17 protein-coding genes are annotated in these 22102 nt (G+C 69.2%); 8 read left to right on the top strand and 9 right to left on the bottom strand.

Translation table 11 applies throughout. The features are described 5' to 3' along the window. Positions 1–417: 417 nt before the first annotated feature. On the bottom strand, positions 418–1221 hold the full coding sequence (locus OZ671_RS18805) for a cobalamin-binding protein (RefSeq protein WP_442957102.1): 804 nt from the start codon (positions 1219–1221) through the stop codon (positions 418–420). Between the two features lie 178 nt (positions 1222–1399). Between OZ671_RS18805 and OZ671_RS18800 the strand changes: the two genes are divergently transcribed. From OZ671_RS18800 to OZ671_RS18780, 5 genes are all read left to right on the top strand, one after another. Further along, entirely contained in the window at positions 1400–3655 is a 2256-nt protein-coding gene (locus OZ671_RS18800) for a TonB-dependent receptor family protein (protein WP_268862164.1), read from the top strand. Between the two features lie 2 nt (positions 3656–3657). After that, positions 3658–7551 (top strand): cobaltochelatase subunit CobN, encoded by a 3894-nt coding sequence (gene cobN / locus OZ671_RS18795; RefSeq protein WP_268862163.1) that lies wholly within the window; start codon positions 3658–3660, stop codon positions 7549–7551. Continuing rightward, complete coding sequence (locus OZ671_RS18790; RefSeq protein ID WP_268862162.1) at positions 7548–8027, top strand: MotA/TolQ/ExbB proton channel family protein; 480 nt, start codon at positions 7548–7550, stop codon at positions 8025–8027. Before cobN ends, OZ671_RS18790 begins: the two co-directional genes overlap by 4 nt. Next, entirely contained in the window at positions 8024–8371 is a 348-nt protein-coding gene (locus tag OZ671_RS18785; protein ID WP_268862161.1) for a DUF2149 domain-containing protein, read from the top strand. The genes OZ671_RS18790 and OZ671_RS18785 overlap by 4 nt, the downstream gene beginning before the upstream one ends. 74 nt (positions 8372–8445) lie before the next feature. Next, a complete protein-coding gene (locus tag OZ671_RS18780; protein WP_268862160.1) occupies positions 8446–8658 on the top strand; it encodes a DUF4287 domain-containing protein in 213 nt (70 codons plus the stop codon). A gap of 34 nt (positions 8659–8692) precedes the next feature. On the opposite strand, the gene OZ671_RS18775 is transcribed toward OZ671_RS18780, so the two are convergent. Next, positions 8693–9727: a Bug family tripartite tricarboxylate transporter substrate binding protein gene (locus OZ671_RS18775; RefSeq protein ID WP_268862159.1), complete on the bottom strand. Its 1035-nt coding sequence runs from the start codon at positions 9725–9727 to the stop codon at positions 8693–8695. A gap of 314 nt (positions 9728–10041) precedes the next feature. Here OZ671_RS18775 and OZ671_RS18770 point away from each other — a divergent pair, with 314 nt between their 5' ends. After that, positions 10042–11865 carry a methyl-accepting chemotaxis protein gene (locus OZ671_RS18770; RefSeq protein WP_268862158.1) on the top strand — a complete coding sequence of 608 codons (1824 nt, stop codon included), beginning with the start codon at positions 10042–10044 and terminating at the stop codon, positions 11863–11865. Positions 11866–12032: 167 nt separating this feature from the next. Here OZ671_RS18770 and frc read toward each other — a convergent pair whose 3' ends face one another. Further along, a complete protein-coding gene (gene frc, locus OZ671_RS18765; protein WP_268862157.1) occupies positions 12033–13295 on the bottom strand; it encodes a formyl-CoA transferase in 1263 nt (420 codons plus the stop codon). Between the two features lie 139 nt (positions 13296–13434). Between frc and OZ671_RS18760 the strand changes: the two genes are divergently transcribed. Further along, positions 13435–14418 carry a GlxA family transcriptional regulator gene (locus OZ671_RS18760; protein WP_268862156.1) on the top strand — a complete coding sequence of 328 codons (984 nt, stop codon included), beginning with the start codon at positions 13435–13437 and terminating at the stop codon, positions 14416–14418. 47 nt (positions 14419–14465) lie between these two features. On the opposite strand, the gene OZ671_RS18755 is transcribed toward OZ671_RS18760, so the two are convergent. Together OZ671_RS18755 and OZ671_RS18750 are read right to left on the bottom strand one after the other, a co-directional pair. Further along, the gene (locus OZ671_RS18755; protein WP_268862155.1) at positions 14466–15926 is read right to left on the bottom strand and encodes a catalase; all 1461 of its coding nucleotides are present in this window, start codon (positions 15924–15926) and stop codon (positions 14466–14468) included. A 69-nt stretch (positions 15927–15995) separates the two neighbouring features. Further along, positions 15996–16637 (bottom strand): HD domain-containing protein, encoded by a 642-nt coding sequence (locus OZ671_RS18750; RefSeq protein ID WP_268862154.1) that lies wholly within the window; start codon positions 16635–16637, stop codon positions 15996–15998. A gap of 110 nt (positions 16638–16747) precedes the next feature. Between OZ671_RS18750 and OZ671_RS18745 the strand changes: the two genes are divergently transcribed. Continuing rightward, complete coding sequence (locus tag OZ671_RS18745; protein WP_268862230.1) at positions 16748–17722, top strand: GlxA family transcriptional regulator; 975 nt, start codon at positions 16748–16750, stop codon at positions 17720–17722. 144 nt (positions 17723–17866) lie between these two features. Here the strand turns inward: OZ671_RS18745 and OZ671_RS18740 are convergent, their stop codons facing one another. The 4 genes from OZ671_RS18740 to OZ671_RS18725 form a co-directional block, all read right to left on the bottom strand. Further along, positions 17867–18109, bottom strand: a complete 243-nt coding sequence (locus OZ671_RS18740) for a hypothetical protein (RefSeq protein ID WP_268862153.1) — start codon at positions 18107–18109, stop codon at positions 17867–17869. An 84-nt stretch (positions 18110–18193) separates the two neighbouring features. Further along, on the bottom strand, positions 18194–19582 hold the full coding sequence (locus OZ671_RS18735; protein ID WP_268862152.1) for a sensor histidine kinase: 1389 nt from the start codon (positions 19580–19582) through the stop codon (positions 18194–18196). After that, on the bottom strand, positions 19582–20256 hold the full coding sequence (locus tag OZ671_RS18730) for a response regulator (RefSeq protein ID WP_268862151.1): 675 nt from the start codon (positions 20254–20256) through the stop codon (positions 19582–19584). Before OZ671_RS18730 ends, OZ671_RS18735 begins: the two co-directional genes overlap by 1 nt. A 36-nt stretch (positions 20257–20292) precedes the next feature. Continuing rightward, on the bottom strand, positions 20293–22102 hold a 1810-nt coding region (locus tag OZ671_RS18725; RefSeq protein ID WP_268862150.1), incomplete at its 5' end, for an NHLP bacteriocin export ABC transporter permease/ATPase subunit.

The raw sequence follows: 22102 nt of genomic DNA, 5'->3' as shown, positions 1-22102 counted from the left end.
CGATACGTGTTGGCGGGCGGGACCGGCGAGGCCGCTCCCGCGGTGAGCCCCGGCAGGCCGGCACGTCCTGAACGGTGCGCCAGCCCGCCGGGGAGTGCCGCACATCCCCCGCCGAGGACCTGCAGCAAACCCTGGCTTGCCTGTTACAGACGGCCGCGTGATTGGAGCGTGAAATGGTCCAGGCCGATCCGTTCCATCGATTGTATGATCGGCGTGGCCCGCGGCCGGAATGGCGGCCGGCAGGCCGGCCCTGGCTGACGCCGCCGATCCGCTCGAGCCGGACCTGTTCGTGTGGTCTCGATCGCGGCGAGGGCGCGCGCCCGGACGGGCGCACCAGCGAGCTGTGCGTGAGTGGAGCGTGAGCAGGCCCGGCGCTCGCGGTCGGGAGCGCCTGGACAGCGTGGGCCGAAAACGGGTTCAGCCGGTCTCGCGGAGGGCCGCGACGATCGCATCAAGCCCGTCCGTCAGGGCGGCCGGGCCGGGCTGCAGGATCATCGACGACTTGATCTCGACGATGCGGCCGTTCCTGACGGCCGGGATCGTCGCCCAGCCCGTACGCTGGCGGATCCGGTCGACCGCTACTTTCTTGCCGCACCAGGAGGCGAGAATCACGTCCGGGGCGGCGGTGGCGACGGCGTCGGCGGACACGATCCGGTCCCGCGCGGCGTGCTGGCGTGCGCGGTCCGCGAAGACATCCTCGCCGCCGCTTATCGCGATCAGTTCGGAAACCCAGCCGATACCGCTGATCAGCGGCTCGTCCCATTCCTCGAAATAGACTTTCGGGCGCCGGCGGCCGGCCGCCGCGGCGCTGATCGCAGCGAGCCGCGCTTCATAGCCCTGCGCGAGCGCTTCCGCGCGTGAGGCCGCACCGACCAGCGCACCGACGGTGCGGACCATGGCGAGGATGCCGGCAATGTCGCGCTGGTTGAAGGCATGGACGGCAAGGCCGGCACGGATCAGGTCGGCGGCGATACCGGCCTGCAGGTCCGAGAAGGTGAGGACGAGATCGGGCGTCAGCGCGAGGATCTTCGGAATGTCGGCCGAGGTGAAGGCCGCGACGCGCGGCTTGTCCCGACGGACCTCCGGCGGCCGCACGGCATAACCGGAGACCCCGACGATGCGGTGCTGCTCGCCGAGCAGGTAGAGCGTCTCGACGGTCTCCTCGGTCAGGCAGACGATCCGGCGGGGCGGGAAGCAGACCATGAGCACCAGTCTGCACATGATCGGAGGTGCGGCACCAGAGTCTTCGGTGCTGGCAGGAATGCTCGCCCGCGTCGCGTCCGCCGCGCCCACCGGTTCGGCTATCCACAGTGCCCCGTCGCGAACCGGCTGCCGCCTTGTAAATGTAATGTTATACAGTTACAAAAATTGTCGAAGGCAAGCCCCCTGGAATGTTCCAATGACAAGTGCAGAACCGGATTCGAAGATCGCCGCCCGTTTCCGGAACCGCTGCTCGCTGGCGGCCATGGCAGCCTGCCTGCTGGGCGCGGGCGACCTGCGCGCGGAAAACGGACCCGCCGGCACGGTGCTTCTGGAGACGATCGAGGTCGAGGCCCCGCGTGGCGGGGGCGAGCGGGCGGAAGGCGCCAACCCGCCGGCCTTTTCAGCCCAGCAGGAGCGCTTCAACCGCCGCCCCGGCGCGGAAACGGTGGTGTCGACAAGCCAGTCCCGGCCCGGCAAGAAGGCCGATCTCGCCGACATCCTGACGGGCACGCCCGGCGTGCACCTGTCCGACAACGGCAACTTCATTTCCATGCGCGGCAGCGACATCGCCACCGAAGGCTCGCGCAATGGCCGCGGCATCCGCGCCTATCTCGACGGCTTCCCGCTCGGGCGGACCGAGGCCGGCTTCACCAATCCGCTGCTCGATCTCCGTGCGGCCGACTATGTGGAGGTCTATCGGGGCGGCAACAGCCTGCGCTACGGCGCGATCGCCACCGGCGGCGCGCTGAACGTCGTGTCCAGGACCGGACGGTCGGCGCCCGGCAATGCAATATCCGTCATGGGCGGCAGCTTCGGCACGCTCCAGACCCAGATCGAGCATGGCGGCGCGCGCGACAATCTCGACTGGTACTTTCAGGGCAATCTGTTCCGCTCGGACGGCTTCCGCCAGCATACCGGCGAGCAGAATTATCGGTTCAGCGGCAATATCGGCTGGCGGCCGACCGAAGACGTGGAATCGCGCACCTTCTTCGCCGCCGGGCGGACCGACCGGGAGCTGGCCGAGCCCGTCCCGCTGAACCGGCTGCATGCCCAGCGGCAGGTCGCGCCGCCGAACTCCTATCTCTTCAACGAGAGGCTGAATTTCACCTATCAGCGCCTCGCCAACCGGACGGTCGTGCGGCGCGACGCCACGACCTACGAACTCGGCGCCTATGTGCTCAACACCGCGCTCGACCATCTGCCGTCGCCTTTTGCCGGCATCATCGCCTATGGCTGGCGCGAGGCCGGCGTATCGGGACGCGTCGAACACCGCACCACCCTCGCCGGACTGCCGACGGAGATCGTCGGCGGCGTCCGCGCCGGCTATACGTCGGGTGATTTCAACCGCTTCCAGCACGCCAATGCCGGCACGGCGCGCACCCGCCAGATCTTCGATTGGGGCTTCGGCTCGTGGCTGGTGGAAGCCTATGGCGAGGGCGCCGTCGAGATCGCGCCGGGTCTGCGGCTGTTCTCCGGGCTGCAGGCCGTCCACACCACCCGCGTGCTGAACGACCATTACCGCGGCGGCGCCGTGCCGGCGCTCGGGCCCGGCGCCCCCGGCGGGCCTCAGCCCGGCCGTCTCGACACCCTCCTGAACTATGACCGGCAGTACCAGGCGCTGAACCCGAAATTCGGCGTGAACTGGGAATATCGGCAGAACCATTTCGTCTTCGCCAATGTCACGCGCAGCTTCGAAGTGCCGAGCGGCGCCGATCTCGGCAATGTCCTGGAGGCGCAGAGCCGTACCGGCCGGGCGCTGCCGGCGGTCAGGCCGCAGACGGCCTGGACCTGGGAAGCCGGCTTTCGCGGCGGCTGGGACAGGTTCAAATACGACGTCACCTTCTACCACATGCGGCTCAGCAACGAGATCCTCACGCGCTGCGCCACCGAGATCAGCCCGGCCTGCACCACGACGATCGCCTTCAATGCCGATCGCACCATTCACAACGGCATCGAACTGGGGCTGCGCACCGCGCCGCTGGTCGACAGCTTCGTCAGCGGCGACCGGATCTTCGCCAACGGCACCTGGACCTATACCGATTTCCGTTTCGACAACGATCCGCGCTTCGGCAACCGCCGCATGCCGGTGATCCCGGCCCATTCAGTGTTCGGCGAGCTCGGCTACGAGCACCCGTCCGGGATCTACGGCTCGGTCAATGTCCGCTACCAGAGCGCCCGCAACGCCACCTTCGACGGCTCGGGCGGGCCGGCCTTCGTCGTGCCGGCCTATGCGCTGCTCGGCGCGAAGGCCGGCTGGAAGTCGCCCGACGGCCGCTGGTCGGTCTTCGTCGAGGGCCGCAACCTCGGCAATACCGCCTATGTTTCGGACTTCTCGGCGACACCCACCGTGCCGGCGACGCAGCAGGGACCGGCCATCGTGCGCGCGCCCTCGCCACAGGTGCGGCCGGGAGAGGGCCGTGCCGTCTATGCCGGCATGACCGTGCGGTTCTGACCATGCGGTGGCTCGTCCTGCTCGTTCTCGCCCTGGCCATGCCGCGGCCGGATCTCGCCCCGACGGCGCTGGCCGGGGAGGCTGCGGGGCGCAGCCGCATCGTGCGGGTCGTGACGGTCGACTTCGTCCTGCCGGGGCGGCTCGACCGGCTGGAGCGGCTGGGCCGGACGGCCGGGCTCGCGCTGGAGCGGGCCTATGTGGAAACCGCCGCGGAGCCGCCGGCGGCCATGGTCGCGGGCGCGGCCCTGATCGTCATCGACACGCCGCGGCCGAACGACGTCGCCGCCGTCGATGCCCGCATCGGCGAAGCGCTGCGCGCCAGCCGCACGCCCTGGATCCGCGTCGGCGGCGGCGAACCCGCCTTCGGCAATCTGCCGCCGCAGCATGGGCGGCGCCTCATCGCCTATTATGCGGCCGGCGGCGAGGCCAATCTTGCCGCGTTCTTCGCCTATGCGGCTGCGCTTGGCCGGGACGGCAGCCCCGCGGCAATTCCGGCGCCCGTGCCGCTGCCTGCGGCGGGTTTCTATCATCCGGCGGCGGCGGGGCCTTTTGCCTCCTTCGACGACTATCTGCGCTGGGGTGAGACCCGCTGGCCGGCCGATGCGCCGCGCCTTGCGATCGCCATTCATCGCGGCACCGTGGCCGGCATGGAAACGCGCGTCGTCGACGCGCTGGTCGCGGGCGCCGAGGCGCGCGGCATCATGCCGCTCGTGTTCTGGACCGGTGACGCCGGGCCGGGCGCGCTCGGCGGCCAGATCGGCCCGGCGCGGCCGGACACGCTGCTGATCGCGACCCACCTTCAGAACGGCCCGGCCCGGGCTGCGGAGTTCCTGGCGCTGGACGTCCCCGTCATCCAGGCCGTCAGCCATCGCGAGGGCGGCATCGCCCATTGGCAGCGGTCGCAGAGCGGCATCGCCCAGCGCCTGGTCGCCCCGTTCCTCGCCATGCCGGAAGCTTGGGGCGTGAGCGATCCGATGGTGATCGACGCGGTCGAGAACGGCGAGCCGGTTCCGATCCGGAGCCAGATCGAGGCTCTCCTCGCCAAGGTCGCCCGCCTCGCCGCGCTGCGCCGCAAGCCGGCGGGCGAGAAGCGGCTGGCGCTGATGATCTGGAACTACCCGCCAGGCGGGCAAAACCTGTCCGCCTCGCATCTCAACGTGCCGCGCAGCCTCGAGCGGCTGACGGCGGTCCTCGCCCAGGCGGGCTACGATGTGCCGCCAAGCGGCGAAGCGCCGCTCATCACGGCGGTGCAGTCCATGCTCGCGGCGCTCCGCGAGCCCGGGCGACTGGCCGGCCTCGTGCGCGAGGGCCTCGCCGGGACGCTGCCGGTCGCGCGCTACCGTGCTTTCCTGGACGCCCTGCCGGCAGAGCGCCGGCGCGAGCTCATCGCGCGCTGGGGCGAGCCGGACCGGGCGGCTGGCGTGATCGATGCCGCGGGCGAAAAGCACTTCGTCATCCCGCGCCTGCTGCTCGGCAAGCTCGCGATCCTGCCGCAGCCGCCGCGCGGCGACCGGACGGGCGCCGCCTATCACGACACCCGGGAGCCGCCGGGCCATTGGTATCTTGCCGCCTATCTCCATCTCCGCGACGGGCTCGGCGCCGATGCGCTCATCCATTTCGGCACGCACGGCACGCAGGAATGGACACCCGGCAAGGACCGGGGGCTCGCCGCGGGCGACTATCCCTGGCTCACCGTCGGCGACCTGCCGGTCTTCTACCCCTATATCCAGGACAATGTCGCCGAGGCGATACAGGCGCGGCGGCGGGGCCGGGCGGTCACGATCAGCCATCAGACGCCGCCCTTCGCGCCTGCCGGGCTCTATGCCGAGCTGAACGATCTGCACGCCAAGATCCACGAATACGCCCAGCTGGAGCAGGGCGCGGCGCGCGAGCGGACCGGCGCCGAGATCCGGCGGCTCGTGGCGGCGAGCGGCCTCGCCCGCGACATGGGCTGGGCGGATGACGCCGTCGCCCGCGACTTTCCCGGCTTCCTCGCCGCGCTTCACGATCACCTGCACGCGCTCGCCGGCCACGCCATGCCGCTCGGCCTCCATACGTTCGGCGCCGCGGCGGCGCCCGAGCACCGGCTGTCGACGATCATGCAGCAGCTCGGCCGGCCGCTTTACGCCGCGGCCGGCGCCGATCCGGACGAGGTTCCGACCGGCGATGCCGGCGCCTTGGCCCGATCCGCTCCCTATCGGCTTCTCGAACGCCATCTGCGCGGCGGCGCGCCCGTGTCGGACATCGCCGATCCGGCCTTGCGCGCCATGCTGGACCGGGCCGTCGCGCTCGACCGGCATCTTGGCGAGACGGGCGAGCTGGAGGCGCTGCTGCACGGCCTTGCCGGCGGGTTCGTCGCGCCGGGCCCCGGCGGCGATCCCGTGCGCAATCCCGACGTGCCGAGCGGCCGCAACCTCTTCGCGTTCGAGCCGGACAAGGTGCCGACCCGCGCTGCCCACGAGGCCGGCGAGGCGGCGTTCCGCCAATTGCTGGAGGCCCATCGCACGGCCCATGACGGCGCCTTTCCGGACAAGCTCGCCTTCAGTCTGTGGTCGGGCGAAACCATGCGCCATCTCGGCATCGTCGAGAGCCAGGTGATGCATGCGCTCGGGCTGCGGCCGACATGGAACGCGGCCGGGCGTCTCGTCGCGATCGACGTCGTGCCGCGCGCCGAACTCGGCCGTCCGCGCATCGACGTCGTGCTGCAGATGACCAGCGTCTACCGCGACCAGTTCGACGGCTTCGTCCGGCTTCTGGCGGGCGCCATCGACAAGGTCGCCGCACTGGACGAGCCGGACAATCCGGTCGCGCGCAACAGCCGGCGGATCGCCGCACGGCTCGTTCAGGCCGGCGAGACGCCGCAGCGCGCGGCCGAACTCGCCGCGCTGCGCATCTTCGGCAATGCGCCGGCGGATTACGGCACCGGCCTGCCGGAGCAGGCGCTCAGGTCCACGTCCTGGCAGAGCGAGGCGCCGCTGGCCGAGGCCTATCTCGCCCGCCTGCAATATGCCTATGGTGGCCGCCATTGGGGCGTCGCCGCAGGCGCCAACGTCTTCGCCGAAAATCTGCGCGGCGTTCAGGGCGCGGTGCTGTCGCGTTCCTCGCGGCTCCACGGCGTGCTCTCCACCGACCACCCCTTCGAATATCTCGGCGGTCTGGCGCTTGCCGTGCGCCATCTCGACGGCCGGAGCCCGCAGCTCCATATCGCCGACCTGCGCGATCCGTCCTCGCGCATCACCGCGGCCGGCCGGTTCCTGGCCGACGAGATGCGCGCCCGCACGCTGAACCCCCAGTGGATCGCCGGCCTCAAGCCGGAGGGCTATGCGGGCACGGTGGAGATCGTCAAGACGATCAACAATCTCTGGGGCTGGCAGGTCGCCGACCCCGCCACGGTCCGGCCGGACCAGTGGCAGCAGGTGCACGACACCTTCGTGCGCGACAGCCGGGACCTCGGCCTTGCCGGTTGGTTCGAAAGGCACAATCCGGCCGCGCAGGCCCAGATCATCGAGCGGATGGTGGAGGCGATCCGCAAGGGCTACTGGAATGCGCCGGACGAGACGCGCCGGGACCTTGCGGCGCGCTGGCGGGAGCTTGCCGAGGCGCATGGCGTCAGCACCGGCGAGGCCGCCACCCGCGCCTTCGCGGCGGAGATGGCCTCGGCCGGCTTCGGCACGGCGCCGGCGGCGACAGCCTCCGATGGGGCCGGCGCAACCGATGTTTCGGCCGCCGCGCCGGTCCGCGGGCAGGAGCTCCGGCCCGTCGCGCCGCAGCCCCGAAAACCCTGGCCTTTCGCCGCCCTGGCGGGTGCGGCGCTCATTGCCCTCTCCACCCTGGCCGGCGCCTGGATGCAGCTTCGCGCCGGTACCGCGCAGCATCGTCAGCAGGATCACGCATGAACGGAATCGAAGCCGGACTTTTCGAGCTCTCCAAGCTTTTTCTCCTGCCCGTGCTCGTCCTGATCCTCCTGTCGCTCGCCTATGCCTTCGGCATGCTCGGCGGCTTCGCCGTCGAGGCATGGCAGCGCCGGCGCGGCACCTGCCGTCCGGCTCTCGCGGCATTCCAGGCGGCGAGCCGGGCGACGAGCGACGACATGGAGCTCTGGATTCTCAAGCGGCTGGAATGGCTGCGCATCGTCTCGCGGGCCGCGCCCATGCTCGGCCTCGTCGCCACCATGATCCCGATGGGGCCGGCGCTGCTCGCGTTGAGCGCCAACGATGCCAGCGCCGTCGGCGAAAACCTGGTGGTCGCCTTCTCGGCGGTCATCCTGGCGCTGGTCAGCGCCTCCATCACCCATCTCGTGCTGACCATCAGGCGACGCTGGCTCCTGGAGGACCTCAGGGCCATCGAGCGCGCACTGGAGGCTCGGCCATGAGGTTCCTCGACGACAGCGAGGCCGACGATCCGATCATCTCGATCGTCAACCTCATCGACGTCTTCCTGGTGGTCGTGGCGGTCCTCATGGTGGTGATCGTGCGCAACCCGCTCAATCCATTCGCCAGAACCGACGTGGTCGTGGTGGAAAATCCCGGTCGCAGCGACATGCGGATCACGGTGCGGGAGGCGGAGCAGCTGACGCGCTACGAGACGTCGGGCGAGATCGGCGAGGGGCGTGGCGTGCGCGCCGGCATCACCTACCGGCTGCCGGACGGACGGATGATCTATGTGCCGGAGCGCGCCGGTGCCACCGACCGGCCGCGCTCCGGCGCCGCGCAATAGGCTTGCGTGCCGTCCCCCTGGTCTTTGCGGGCGTGCGCCCTATCTGTCAGCCGACAGATCAGGGGACACGCGTCATGCCCGATGCCAAAGTCAAAGGCCCGGCTTCCTATTTTCCGTCCATCGAGAAGACCTATGGGCAGCCGATCAGCCACTGGCTGTCCCTGCTCGACGGCATGAAGGACAAGAAGCACATGGAGGCGGTGGCCGCGCTCAAGTCCGAGCACGGGCTCGGCCATGGCCACGCCAATGCGCTGGTCGCCTATCACAAGGCGAAGAACGGGGCCTGACCGGGCGGGCGCCGTCGGTGGCTGGCCGGCGCGCTCACTCGATCCTGACCTTGGTCTCCTCGACCACTTTTCGCCAGAAGACGATCTCCTCGCGCAGGATCCGCGCGAAGTCGGCCGGTCCCTTGTCGACCACGTCGAAGCCGACCTCGGCGAGCCGGCGGCGCGCCGCCGGCTCCTGCAGGAACTGCGAGATCTCGCGGTTGATCGTCGCGACCACGTCGTCGGGGGTGCCGGCTGGCGCCATGATGCCGACCCAGGTATCGCCCTCGATCTCGGGAAAGCCCTGCTCGATCATGGTCGGCACCTCCGGCAGCAGCGGCGAGCGGGCCTTGCCGGTGACGGCGAGCGCCTTCAGGCGGCCGCCGGCGATCATCGGCCCGGCGGAGGCCATGGTCGTCCAGGCGCTCGGGATCTGGTTGGCGACGACGGCCTGGATCGCCGGGCCGGCGCCAGGAAAGGTCACCGCCACGAAGTCGAGGTTCTGGGTGACCTTCAGCCGTTCGGCGAGCAGGTGGCCCTGCGTGCCGAGCCCGCCATGGGCGTAGTTCTGGTTGGGTTTCGCCTTCAGGTCGGCGACGAATTCCCGGGCGTTGCGCGCGACATGGGAGGGCGGGACCGAAACCACGTGGGTCGAGGAGACGGACAGGTTGACCGGCACGAAGTCGGCGACCGGGTCGTAGGGCAGGTTGCTGAAGATCGACGCGTTCACCGCATGGGTGCTGAGCGCGAAGAGCAGCGTGTAGCCGTCGGCGGCCGCACGCGCCGCCTGCGCGGTGCCGCGATTGCCGGTCGCGCCCGAGACGTTCTCGACGACGAATTGCTGGCCGAGCTTCTGTGACAGATGCTGGCAGGCGAGGCGGGCATAGACGTCGACCGTGCCGCCGGGCGCGAAGGTGACGATGGCGCGCACGGGGCGGCCAGGATAGGCCTGCGCCGCGGCGATCCGCGGCGCGGCGAGGATGGTGGCGGAAGCCGCAGCAAGACGGGCGAAACGCCGCCGGCTGATGGCGGCGTCCGCCGTCAAGGTGCGCCGCGGCAGCGATCCGCCGCGATTTGAAGATCCAGGCATGCGCAAGTCCCCGTCAGCATGGCCGAAGCCCCTACGGCGAGCATGACTCAGGTGGAGGCGTTTCGGAAGGCGGGCACGGCGCGTGGGGCCGGCCGTGGCGGGACCTGTGCGGTCGAGGCGGACAGTTGCGGCGACGGCCGAGGGACCCGCGGCCAACGTCCGGCCCTGCGCGCCCGCATCGGCTGCAAGCGAAGGAAACTGCGGCGGAAAGCGCGCCATTAACCATTTCTAGGAGCCTGCCTGCGGATAGTCGGCCGGCTGCCGCGCCGCACCCGGCGCCCGTCCAGCTCCCTCCGGTCCTGCGAGCCTGCGCAATGACGAAAAGCCCGAAATCCGCCGCGATGTCGCTGAAGGCGATGTTCTCCATCCTGTCCGCGGTGACGATCGTCGCGATCTGCGCATTGGCCGTCGTCTGGTTCATGTACAAGGCGACGACCGACGAGCTGAAGCGCGCGACCGAAAGCCGATACACATCGTTCCTGCTCGCGTCCGAGCTGCGGCAATCATCCGACGATCTGACCCGGCTTGCCCGTACCTATTCCGTGACCGGCGATGCCCGCTACGAGGCGCAGTACAATGCCATCGTGGAGATCCGCGACGGCAGGCGGCCGCGGCCGCTGAATCCGGAGCGCATCTATTGGGATTTCGTCGCCGTCGATGGCGCGAAGCCGCGGCCGGACGGTGCCGCGCGGCCGCTCACGGCGCTGATGCGGGAGGCCGGCTTCACCGAGGCCGAGCTGCAGAAGCTGGCGCAGGCGGAGCGGCTTTCCAACAATCTCGTCAAGCTCGAAACCACGGCCATGAACGCCGTCAAGGGCCTCTTCGCCGATGCCGCGGGCGCCTTTACGGTCCGCCGCGAGCCGAACCTGGAGCTTGCGCGCAACCTCCTGCACTCGCCGGATTATCACCGCCTCAAGGCCGAGATCATGCGGCCGGTCGACGCGTTCTTCACGCTGCTCGACGAAAGGACTGCCGGCGCCGTGGCGACGGCCAATGCGCGCGCGGCCTGGCTCGGCGCGCTGAGCACGATCCTGATGGCCTCGGTGGCGCTGGTCCTGCTGGTCACCGGCGGCCTGCTGCTCGCACGGGTCATGCGGCCGATCGACCGGATGGCGACGGCGATGAACGCCATGGCCTCGGGCGATCTCTCCGTGACGGTGCGCGGCGCCGAGCGGCGCGACGAGGTCGGCCGCATGGCGAAGGCGCTCGCCGTGTTCCGCCAGAATGCGCTCGACGTGCGCCGGCTCGAGGAGGAGAAGATCGAGCAGGAAGCGCGGGCGGAAGCCGAGAAGCGCGCGGCGATGAATGTCCTGTCGGCCAGTTTCGAAGCGGACGTGATGGGCGTCGTCAACAATGTCTCGGCCGCGGCAGCCCAGTTGCAGCAGAGCGCCTCGGTCATGTCTTCGGCCGCGAGCGAGACCAATCTTCAGTCGATGACCGTTTCGGCCGCGTCCGAGCAGGCCTCGGCCAATGTCAGCACGGTGGCGGCGGCTGCCGAAGAGCTTTCGGCCACCATTCGCGACATCGGCGCCCAGGTCGCGGCCTCGACAAGGGCTTCGGCCGAGGCGGCCGGCCAGGCGCGCATGGCCGGCGAAGTGGTCGGCGGCCTGTCGGCCGCAGCCCAGCGCATCGGCGAGGTGATCGGGCTGATCAATACGATCGCGGCCCAGACCAATCTCCTTGCGCTCAATGCGACGATCGAGGCGGCGCGCGCCGGCGAGGCCGGCAAGGGCTTCGCGGTCGTCGCCGCCGAGGTGAAGAGCCTCGCGGCCCAGACCGCCAAGGCGACGGACGAGATCTCGAGCCAGGTCACGGCCGTGCAGGCGGCGACCGACGAGGTGGTCAAGGTCATCAACCGCGTGACCGAGACGATCCGCCAGGTGGACGAGGTGTCGGTCATCATCGCCGCGGCGATGGAAGAGCAGGGCGCCGCGACCAACGAGATCGCGCGGAACGTCCAGCAGGCCGCCGCCGGAACGCAGGAAGTGTCGGCCAACATCACCAGCGTGAAGCGCGCCGCGGCCGAGACCGGCGATGCCGCCGGCGAAATTCTCGGCGCCTCCAACAACCTGGCGGTCCAGGCGACCGCGCTGCGCCAGCAGGTCGAAAGCTTCGTCCAGCGCGTCAAGGCCGCCTGACGGAAAGGCGCGGCCGCCTCAGCCCGCAGGTCATCGGCCGATCGAAGAACGGGGTGGCGCAAGCGGAGATCGCCGATGCGCCGCGCGGCCGGCTGCCGGAATGAGAGAGCCGGCCGCCGATAACATGCCGGGGCAGGGACCGCCGCGGACATGCGCTTCGCGGCCCGTCACGCCGCCTCGCCGATCGACCCGGATGCCCTGATCCGGTCGATCCGCGCCGCGTCCAGCCCGAGCACGTCGGCGAGGATCTCCTCGGTATGTTCGCCCAGCAACGGCGATCTTTCGATCTCGACCGGGCTGTCGGAGAGCTTCACCGGCTGGCCGATCGTGACATAGTCGCCGCGGGTGGGATGGGCGACGCGCACGAGGGTTCCCGCGGCATAGAGCGCCTCGTCCTCCAGAAGCTCCTTCATCGAGAGGATCGGCCCGCAGGGAATGTCGCGCGCGTTGAGCAGCGCGGTGTTCTCGGTCTTGGTGCGCTGCATCGTCCAGTTCTCGATGGCTGCGAAGATTTCGTTGAGGCGGGGCAGCCGCGCGGCCGGCTTTGCGTAGTCCGGATGGTCGATCCATTCGGGTTTGCCGATGACCTGGCAGACCTGCTTCCAGACCTGGGCCTGGACGATGAAATAGATGCAGGCGTTCGGATCGCTCTCCCAACCCTTGCACTTGAGAATGCGGCCGGGCTGGCCGCCGCCCGAATCGTTGCCGGCGCGCGGCACCGCGGCGCCGAACGGGATGCCCTCACCATGCTGGCTGTATTCGGTGAGCGGGCCGCGGGCGAGGCGTTGCTGGTCGCGCATCTTCACGCGGCAGAGGTTGAGCACTGCGTCCTGCATGGCGGCGAGGACGCGCTGTCCCCTGCCGGTCGCGACGCGCTGGTAGAGCGCGGCGAGAATGCCCATGGCGAGATGGATGCCGGTGCCGGAATCGCCGATGCCGGCGCCGGTGACGAGCGGCAGGTCGTCGCGGAAACCCGTCGTCGACGCCGCGCCGCCGGTGCACTGGGCAACGTTCTCATAGGCCTTGAAATCCGCAAACGGGCCGGCGCCGAAGCCTTTGACCGAGGCGACGATGATGCGCGGATTGATCCGATGGATGGTCTCCCAGGAGAAGCCCATGCGGTCGAGCACGCCGGGCGCGAAATTCTCGACGAGCACGTCGCAGACCTTGATGAGCTCTTCGAGGATGAATTTGCCGTCGGGGTGCTTGGTGTCGACGGTGATGGAGCGTTTGTTGCCGTTCATCATCGTGAAATAGAGGCTGTCGACACCGGGAATGTCGCGCAATTGCGAGCGGGTGATGTCGCCTTCGCCCGGGCGTTCGACCTTGATCACGTCCGCGCCGAACCAGGCGAGAAGCTGCGTGCAGCTGGGTCCCGATTGAACATGGGTGAAATCGAGGACGCGCACGCCGTCCAGCGCCTTGCTCATGGTTTGCTCCCTCGCCACTTTCGCCGAATTGGCATTTGGCATGCCAATACGCTAGAGGAGGCATGGTCCTGGCGGCAATTGCTTTTGGATGGCAGATTCAGACAAACTGCAGACAGGAACCGCCAGCCGGGAGGCGCTGATGCAAGTCCGCCCGTCCACCCCCGGCCCCGTGAGGGTCACGATCGCGGTGCCGCCCGGCGCGCAGACGCTGGACGTTGCCGGGCCTCTGGATGTCTTCCGCGAAGCGACGCGCCAATCCAAGGGCGATGCCGGCTATGCCGTGCGCATCCTGTCGCTGGAGCGGTCAATCCCGCTGCGCACTGATGGCCTCACGCTGGTCCCGGACACCTCGATCTGGGCGGCCGACGAGCCGATCGACACGCTCCTCGTCGCGGGAACGCCTGCCGTCGCCGAGCTCTCCCAATTCACCGATTTCTACGCCTGGCTGCGCCGACGCGTGCCGGCGATGCGGCGGTTCGGATCGGTCTGCACCGGCGTGTTCTTCCTGGGCGAGGCGGGGCTTCTGGCCGGGCGCCGCGTGACGACACATTGGGAGGACGTGGCCGGTCTTGCCGCCCGATATCCCGACGCCATCCTGCTGCCCGATCAGATCTTCGTGCAGGACGGACCGCTCTATACGTCCGCGGGCGTCACTGCCGGCATCGACCTCGCCCTCCGGCTGGTCGAGGATGATTTCGGCCGAAATCTCGCGATGGTGGTGGCGCGCCGTCTGGTGGTGTTCCTGAAACGATCCGGCGGTCAGTCCCAGTTCAGCCAGCATCTCGTCGCCCAGTTCGCCTCGGAAGGCCGGATCGAGCGCATCCAGCACTGGATCCTGGATCATCTGACGGCCGATCTCGGCGTGCCGAGGCTCGCTGCCCGCGCCGGAATGAGCGAGCGGAATTTTGCGCGGCTGTTCCTGTCAGCCTCCGGCGCGACGCCCGCCGAATTTGTCGAGGCGGCGCGCGTCGAAGCCGCGCGGCAATTGCTGGAGGATGGATCCTTGGCGCTTCAGACCGTGGCGGTGCGCTGCGGCTTCGGCAGCATCGATACGATGCGTCGGTCCTTTCGGCGGCGGCTCGGCGCGACGCCGCACGAATACAGGCAGCGCTTCCAGGCGTGACAGGCACAGGAAGGCGGGAGGCGGCCTGTCGCCGCCTCCCGACGGCCTCACGCCGTATCGTTCTGCGCGAGCCTTGCGACGGCCTCCGCGACGCCTCGGCCATAGGCCGGATCGGCCTTGGCGCAATTGTCGATGTGGCGCTGCTTGATCTCGGCCCTCGCGTTCCCCATGGCGCGCGCGGTGTTGTCGAAGAGCACCCGTTGCTGCGCCTGCGTCATCTTGCGGAAGAGGTCACCGGGCTGCTGATAGTGATCGTCGTCGACACGGTGGTCCCAGTGGGCGGCTGCACCGTCGATCTCCAGCGGCGGCTCGTTGAGATCGGGCCGGTAGGACCATTCTCCCCGGCTGTTGGGAAAGTAGTTCGGGGTGCGGCCGAGATTGCCGTCGGTGCGCATCGCGCCGTCGCGGTGATAGCTATGGAATGGGCATTTCGGCGCATTGACCGGGATATGGTTGAAGTTGACGCCGAGGCGATAGCGCTGGGTGTCGCCATAGGAGAACAGCCGGGCCTGCAGCATCTTGTCCGGCGAGAAGCCGATGCCTGGCACGATATTGGCGGGCGAGAAGGCGGCCTGCTCGACCTCGGCGAAGTAGTTCTCCGGATTGCGGTTCAGCTCGAAATAGCCGGCCTCGATCAGCGGGAAGGCCGCCTTGGGCCAGACCTTGGTCAGATCGAAGGGGTTGAAGGCGAGCCCCTTGGCCTCCTCGTCGCGCATCACCTGGATGAACAGCGTCCAGCGCGGGAAGTCGCCACGCTCGATGCTTTCGAACAGGTCACGCTGGTGGGTCTCGCGATCCCTGCCGATCAGGGCCTCGGCCTCCGCGTCGCTCAGGTTGGCGATGCCCTGCTCGGTGCGGAAGTGAAACTTCACCCAGCTGCGCTCGTTCGCGGCGCTGAGGAAGCTGAACGTATGGCTGCCGAAGCCGTGCATGTGCCGGAAGCTTTTCGGAATGCCGCGCTCGCTCATGACGATGGTGACCTGGTGCAGAGCCTCCGGCAGCAGCGACCAGAAGTCCCAGTTGTTGTCGGCCGAGCGCATGCCTGTGCGCGGGTCGCGCTTGATCGCGTGATTGAGATCGGGAAAGCGCAGCGGGTCGCGGAAGAAGAAGACCGGCGTGTTGTTGCCGACCACGTCCCAATTGCCTTCCTCGGTATAGAACTTGAGGGCGAAGCCGCGGATGTCGCGCTCGGCGTCGGCCGCGCCGCGCTCGCCGGCAACCGTGGAGAAACGGGCGAACATCGGCGTCACCTTGCCGATCTCGGAAAAGATCCCGGCCCTGGTGTAGCGCGTGACGTCGTGGGTGACGGTGAAGCTTCCGAAAGCCCCGGCGCCCTTGGCATGCATGCGCCGCTCGGGGATCACCTCGCGATCGAAATGGGCGAGCTTTTCGATGAGCCAGATGTCCTGCAACAGCGCCGGGCCGCGCGGGCCGGCGGTCAGGATGTTGACATTGTCGCCGACCGTGGCGCCGGTGGCATGGGTCAGGTGCGGCCGCTTGTCGGTCATGGCCGGAATCCTTCTGAAAAGCGCTGCACGGACGCCGGGGTCCGCGCAGCGCTGGGAATGCGGGATGGCTCAGCCGTGCCAGTGCGAGCAGCGAATGACGCTGCAGAAATTGCCGCGATGGAAATGCGGCTCCTTGTCGGCGATGACGTCGGCCTTGACGTTGCCGAAGGTGGTGTCCGGCTTGTGCTTGATGCCGTCGTAGAAGGCCTGGATGATATCCTCCTTGAACTGCGGCGTGCGCGGGAAGGCGCTGACGACGGCTTCGCGCTCGGCGGCGGAATACTGGTCATAGGTGAGCCCGAGGACGTCCATCTCGACGCCCGCGGTCACCAGGGCGACGACCGGGTGCATGTGCTGCGGAACGCCCGGCGTGGTGTGCAGCGCGATCGCGGTCCACACCGTATAGACATCGGCCTCGGGCACGCCGTGGCTGCGCAGGAAGTCGCGGGCGGCATGGGCGCCGTCGACCTCGAACCGCTCGTTCGCACTGCTATGGCTCGGCATCAGTCCGATGTCGTGGAACATCGCGCCGGCATAGAGCAGCTCGCGATCGAATTTCAGGTCGCGATGAACACCCGCCAGCGCGCCGAAATGGTAGACGCGGCTGGAATGATTGAAGAGCAATTCGGTTTCCGTATCGCGGATGAATTCGGTGATGGCGCGCGCCAACCGGCTGTCGGGAATGGCGGCATCTCTCGTAACGAGTGGCATGGCTTTCTCCTGCATTTGGCACTCGCCGGGAGGATAGGGATGAGCTATGTCTGTCTGCAATTGACGTGATGCGTCTAAAACAGACAAAAGCGGACCGAAGCGGACGTGAAATGCGGATAGCGGCAAGAACGATCGTGATGGTGGCGCTGCCCGGCGTGCAGTTGCTCGATGTTTCCGGACCTCTCGACGTGTTCGCCGAGGCGAATGCGCAGGCGAGTCGCGAGGCCTACCGGCTGATCGTCGCCGCGAGCGAGCCGGGGCCGATCCGCAGTTCGTCCGGAGCGCGGCTGATGCCGGACGGGATCATCGACCGCGATATCGACGAGCCCATCGATACGATCCTCGTCGCCGGCTGCCCGAATGCCGCCGATATCTCGGCGGATCGGCTCGTCGATTGGCTGCGGCGGCGGGCGCCCGCGGTCCGGCGCTTCGGTTCCGTCTGCAGCGGCGCCTTCTTTCTCGCCGCCGCGGGTCTGCTCGACGGCCGACGCGTTACCACGCACTGGGCGGTGGCCGAGCGGCTCGCAAAGCGCTTTCCGGCGGTGACGGTGGACGAGGACGCGATCCAGGTCAGCGACGGGCCTCTGCGTACCGCCGCGGGCGTGACCGCGGGGCTCGACCTGGCGCTCGCCCTGGTCGAGGAGGATCTCGGCCGCGAGATCGCCATGCGGGTGGCGAGCCAGCTCGTCATGTTCTTCAAGCGGCCGGGCGGCCAGATGCAGTTCAGCCGCAAGGGTGAGGCGGTGCCCGCCGGGCGGGCGGCGCTGCAGGAGCTGCAGCGTTGGGTCGCCGCCAATCCCGCGCTCGACCACAGCGTGGCAAACCTTGCTGGGCGTATGGATCTCAGCCCGCGCCACTTTGCGCGGCTGTTTCGCAGCGAGGTCGGCATCACGCCGGCGAGCTGGGTCGAGGAGGCCCGCGTCAGCGCCGCCCGGCGGCTTCTCGAGCAAGGCCACGAGGCGCCGAAACAGGTGGCGGTTCAATGCGGCTTTGCCGATGCCGACACGCTGCGGCGCGCCTTTGCGCGGCATGTCGGCGTGACGCCGGCGGAATATCGCAAGCGTTTCGCCGGCATCGCGGCCTGACCATCCGCCGGATGGCTGGGGCAAGAACTGGCCGGCCTGCGCATCGGCGTAGCCCCGGGGCAGGCAGCGCGAGGTTCTTGCCGCAACAAAAACCCCCGGCGCCGCGAGGAGCCGGGGGCTTGAGAGGATCGCCGGGCATGGCGATCAGTACATGACGTGAATGCCGACCTTCGGATCGTCCTTGACGAAGGCCCCGCCGATGGCACCGGCCGCCGCGCCGACGGCGCCGCCGATCACCGCGCCGGCCGGCCCGAACAGGCCGCCGCCGAGGATGCCGATCTGCGATCCCGCCGCGCCGAAGCTGATGGCGTTCTTGAAGCCGCCGCCGGCCACGGCCTCGAGGGCTTCGTCGCTGATGGCGATCTTGGTTTCGATCCTGCTGGTCATTGTCCGTCTCCTTGGTTTCGGGCCTGGCCCGTTCAACGATCGCTGTCGTTGAGGAGACTTTCGGCGCATGCGCTTACACCGGCCTTACAGCTTCGGCGCGGCGGTTGGCGCCGCCGGCGCGGCCGGCTGCGCCAGCGGCAGCCGGACGAAGAAGGCCGTGCCCTCGCCGTCCTCCGAGCGCAACGCGATGGAGCCGCCATTGGCCTCGGCGACGCGCTGAACGATCGCCATGCCGAGGCCGGCGCCGGAGCCGCTGTTGCGGTTGCGCCGCCAGAAGCGCTTGAAAATGTGCTCGTGAAGCTCCTTCGGAATGCCCGGCCCGTCGTCCTTGACGGTCAGGCTGCCATCCGCTGCGATCACGACGTCGATGGTCGTGCCGGCCGGCGTGTGCCGGATGGCGTTTTCGACGAGGTTGCGCAGCATGTGCCAGACATCCTGCTCCCGGGCGCGCACGCGCACCGCCGTGGCGCCCTCCGGCTCGACCAGGCCGAGCGTCTGGCCTTTCCTGATCGCCTCGGGCGCCAGCGCCGTCACCACCGACCGGCCGGCTTCCAGGATGTCGGTCTCGCCGGGAGCTTCATTGGCCTGCTCCAGCCTCGCCATGTCCAGGAGCTGGCCGACGATGCGCGCCATCAGCCGGGCATCGGCGACCGCCGCGGCGCGCGTGTCGGAGGGCGGCAGGGTCTGCAGGCGTGCATCCAGCACGGCGAGCGGGGTGCGCAGCTCGTGGGCGGCATCGGCGGTGAATTCCTTCTGGAGACGGTAGCTCTGCTCGATGCGCTCCAGCGCGACGTTGAAGGCATCGGCCAGCGGCCGGATCTCGGTCGGCAGGCCGGCGGCGGTCAGGCGGATGTCGGTCTGCCCGGGACTGAGCTGCTGCACCTGGCGCGACGCCCGCAGCACCGGCCGGAAGAAGCGGCGGACGAGCAGCGCGTCGAGCACGAGCAGGACGGCGAGCAGCGGCAGGGTGATCGCCAGCGCATTGCGCAGGAAATTCTGCAGCACGTCGTCGTGGATTACGTCCTCCTGGCTGACATTCCAGCCGAGGATGACCCAGAACGGCCTGTTGTCCTCGGTCACCGGAAAGGTGACGGCGCGGTAGTGCTTGCCGCCGCTTTCGAAGGTGAAGAACTGCGCATCGGCATCGCGCCGCAAAGCGCCGAGAAGGTTCTGCGCGAACGGCGTGGAGGCGAGCCGCGGAGTGCCGGTTTCGTCGACGACGGCATAGCCGAATTCGCCGCTTTCGCCTTCCCGCGAATAGCGGCCCGGCGCGAGCTTCAGGCTGCCGTCCGGCGCCAGGACGAGGGCTTCGGCGATCAGCCTGGCCCGGTCGGTCAGCACCTTGCGCTCGAAGAAGGCGGCGCGCTCCCTGAGCATGGCGTTGATGACGAGCGGCGCGATGAGCGCGGCGAGACACAGGACCACCGCGTGGACGAGGAAGACCTTCGACAGAAGGGTGTGGCGGGCGAGCATCAGGCCGCCGCGGTCAGCATGTAGCCGACGCCGCGCACCGTATGGATGGCGACGCGGGCGCCCGAGTCCTGCAGCCGCTTGCGCAGCCGGTGGACATAGACCTCCACGGCATTGGAACCGAATTCGTCGTCGAGACCGAAGAGCTGGTTCTCGACCGTGCTTTTCTGCACGACCTTGTCGGCGCGGCGCATGAGCAGCTCCAGCAGCTGGGCCTCGCGGGCGGAGAGCGGCAGCGTCCGGTCCTCGACGCTCGCCTGTTTTCCCTGCGTGTCGTAGACGAGGTCGCTGACGGTCAGCTGCGAGCCGAGGATGGCGCCCGGCCGGCGCAGCAGGGCGGCGACGCGCGCCTTCAGCTCCTCGAAGGCGAAGGGCTTGATGAGGTAGTCGTCGGCGCCCTGCTCCAGCCCCTTCACGCGCTCCTCGGTGGCGCCGCGCGCGCTCAGGATCAGGACGGGCAGGGGCTGCTGCAGGCTGCGCACGTGACGCAGCACCTTCAGTCCGTCGCCATCGGGCAGGCCGAGATCGAGGATCATGGCGGCATAGGTTCGCGTCTCCACGACGGCGATCGCGTCCTCCACGCAGTCCACGCGATCGACCGAATAGCCGCTCGCCTCCATCTGCCCGGCGATGAGGCCGGCAAGGTCGTCATTGTCTTCGATCAGCAGCAGTCTCATGGCCTGGTTCCCCCTGGATGCCCGGCGTCCCATGGTTCACGCCATCTGGCGGCGGATCAGATCGGCGAACAGGCCGCCGGCCGCGGCCAGCGTCTCGTAGCGGCCCTGTTCCACGATGCGGCCCTCCGACAGCACGATGATCAGATCGGCGTCGCGCACCGTGCTGAGCCTGTGGGCCGCCACCACACGCGTGATGTTCAGGCGCGCGAGGGTCGCCATGACATGGGCCTGGGCGGCGTTGTCGAGCGCGCTGGTCGCCTCGTCCAGCAGCATGATGCGCGGGCGGCGGGCGATGGCGCGGGCGATGAGCAGGCGCTGCCGCTGGCCGCCGGACAGGGTGGCGCCGCTGTCGTCCACATGGGTGTGCAGGCCCATGGGCATGGCGGCGATATCGTCGGCGAGCCCGGCGAGGCTCGCCGCCTCGAAGGCCTCGGCAAGGCTCAGCGGCGCGGTGCCGGCAATGTTCTGGTAGAGGCTGCCGGCCTCGATCCGGCTGTGCTGGAGCACGACGCCGAGCTGACGCCGCACCGCGCCGACGTCGAGCTCGCCGAGGTCATGGCCGTCGAGGAAGACGGTGCCGCTGTCCGGCCGGTCGAAGCCGAGCATGAGGCGCAGGAGCGAGGACTTGCCGGAGCCCGACGGCCCGACCAGGGCGACGAAGGCGCCCGCGGTAATGCTGAGCGAGACGTCGCGCAGCGCCGGCTGCCCGCCGGGATAGGTGAAGGTGACGTGCGCCATCTCGATGTCGCCGTTGAGCCGGCCGGGCTGCAGGCGTCCGCCGGCGTCTTCGGCCGGTTCGGCGAGGATGGGCCGGGCCCGCTCCCAGAGCGGCACCACGGTCGCCAGCGCCGGGATGATGCCGGCCAGCGACAGGGTCGCGGAGACGAACTGGCCGCACAGGCCGGAGAAGGTGACGTAGTCGCCGAGCGACATCTTCACGCCGCCGAAGCCGACGAGGCCGATCAGCGCGGCCATGACCAGGATGTTCCAGCCGGCGCCGAAGGCTGAGACGCTGCTGCCGACCACATTGGCGCGGAAATGCAGGGCCTGGTCCAGGGCGAACAGGCGGGTCCAGCGGGCGAGGAAGCGGTTCTCCGCGGCGGCGGCCCGCAGCTTCGCGATGCCCTGGAAGATCTGCACGGTGAGGGTCTGCATCGTGCCGCCATTGGCGAGGATGCGGCGCTGCAGGCGCATGTCGAACAAGGCGGTTCCGGCGAGGATGGCAAGCTGGACCACGCAGACGGCGAGTGCGAGCAGGGCGGCGCGCAGGCCGTAGCTGAAGAGCACGAGGAGATTGACGAAGGAGAAGAGGGCGCTGATCAGCGCGGTGGTCGTCGCCGCGCCGATGGTCCGGCGGATCTGATTCACGGCATCGGCGCGCATGGCGAGATCGCCGGCGCCGTAGCGGCGGAAGAAGCCGGGCGGCAGGCGCAGCAGGCGGTTCCACAGGGCCGCCTCGACGGACGAGCCGAGGACGGATTCCACCCGCAAGACCGTTAGCCCGCGCACCAGCTCGAACCCGATGACACCGACCGAGACCGCCAGCAGGGCGAGGATGAGCTCGACGATCTCGCCGCGCACGCCGTCGGGAATGACCGACTGTACCAGGAGGCCGGACAGGAACGGCGTCGCCATGGCGAGCAGGCTCGCGAGCAGGCTGACGATGCCGACCAGGGCCATCTCGCGCCGCGCCGTGCCGAACGCGAAGCGGACGAGGGCACGGCCGGGCCGGTCGCCGGTCTCGCCGAAGCCGCGATAGAGGACATGCGCGCGCGCCGCGAGTGTCGCGGCGAGGGCCTCGTCCACGACGACGGTGCCGGGCGCGTCCGGCCGGACCAGCCGCCAG

The organism is Phreatobacter sp. AB_2022a (genome assembly GCF_026847585.1).
Lineage (GTDB): Bacteria > Pseudomonadota > Alphaproteobacteria > Rhizobiales > Phreatobacteraceae > Phreatobacter.
Note: the sequence above shows the minus strand (reverse complement) of the source record. Positions and strands in the feature narration are given on the sequence as shown.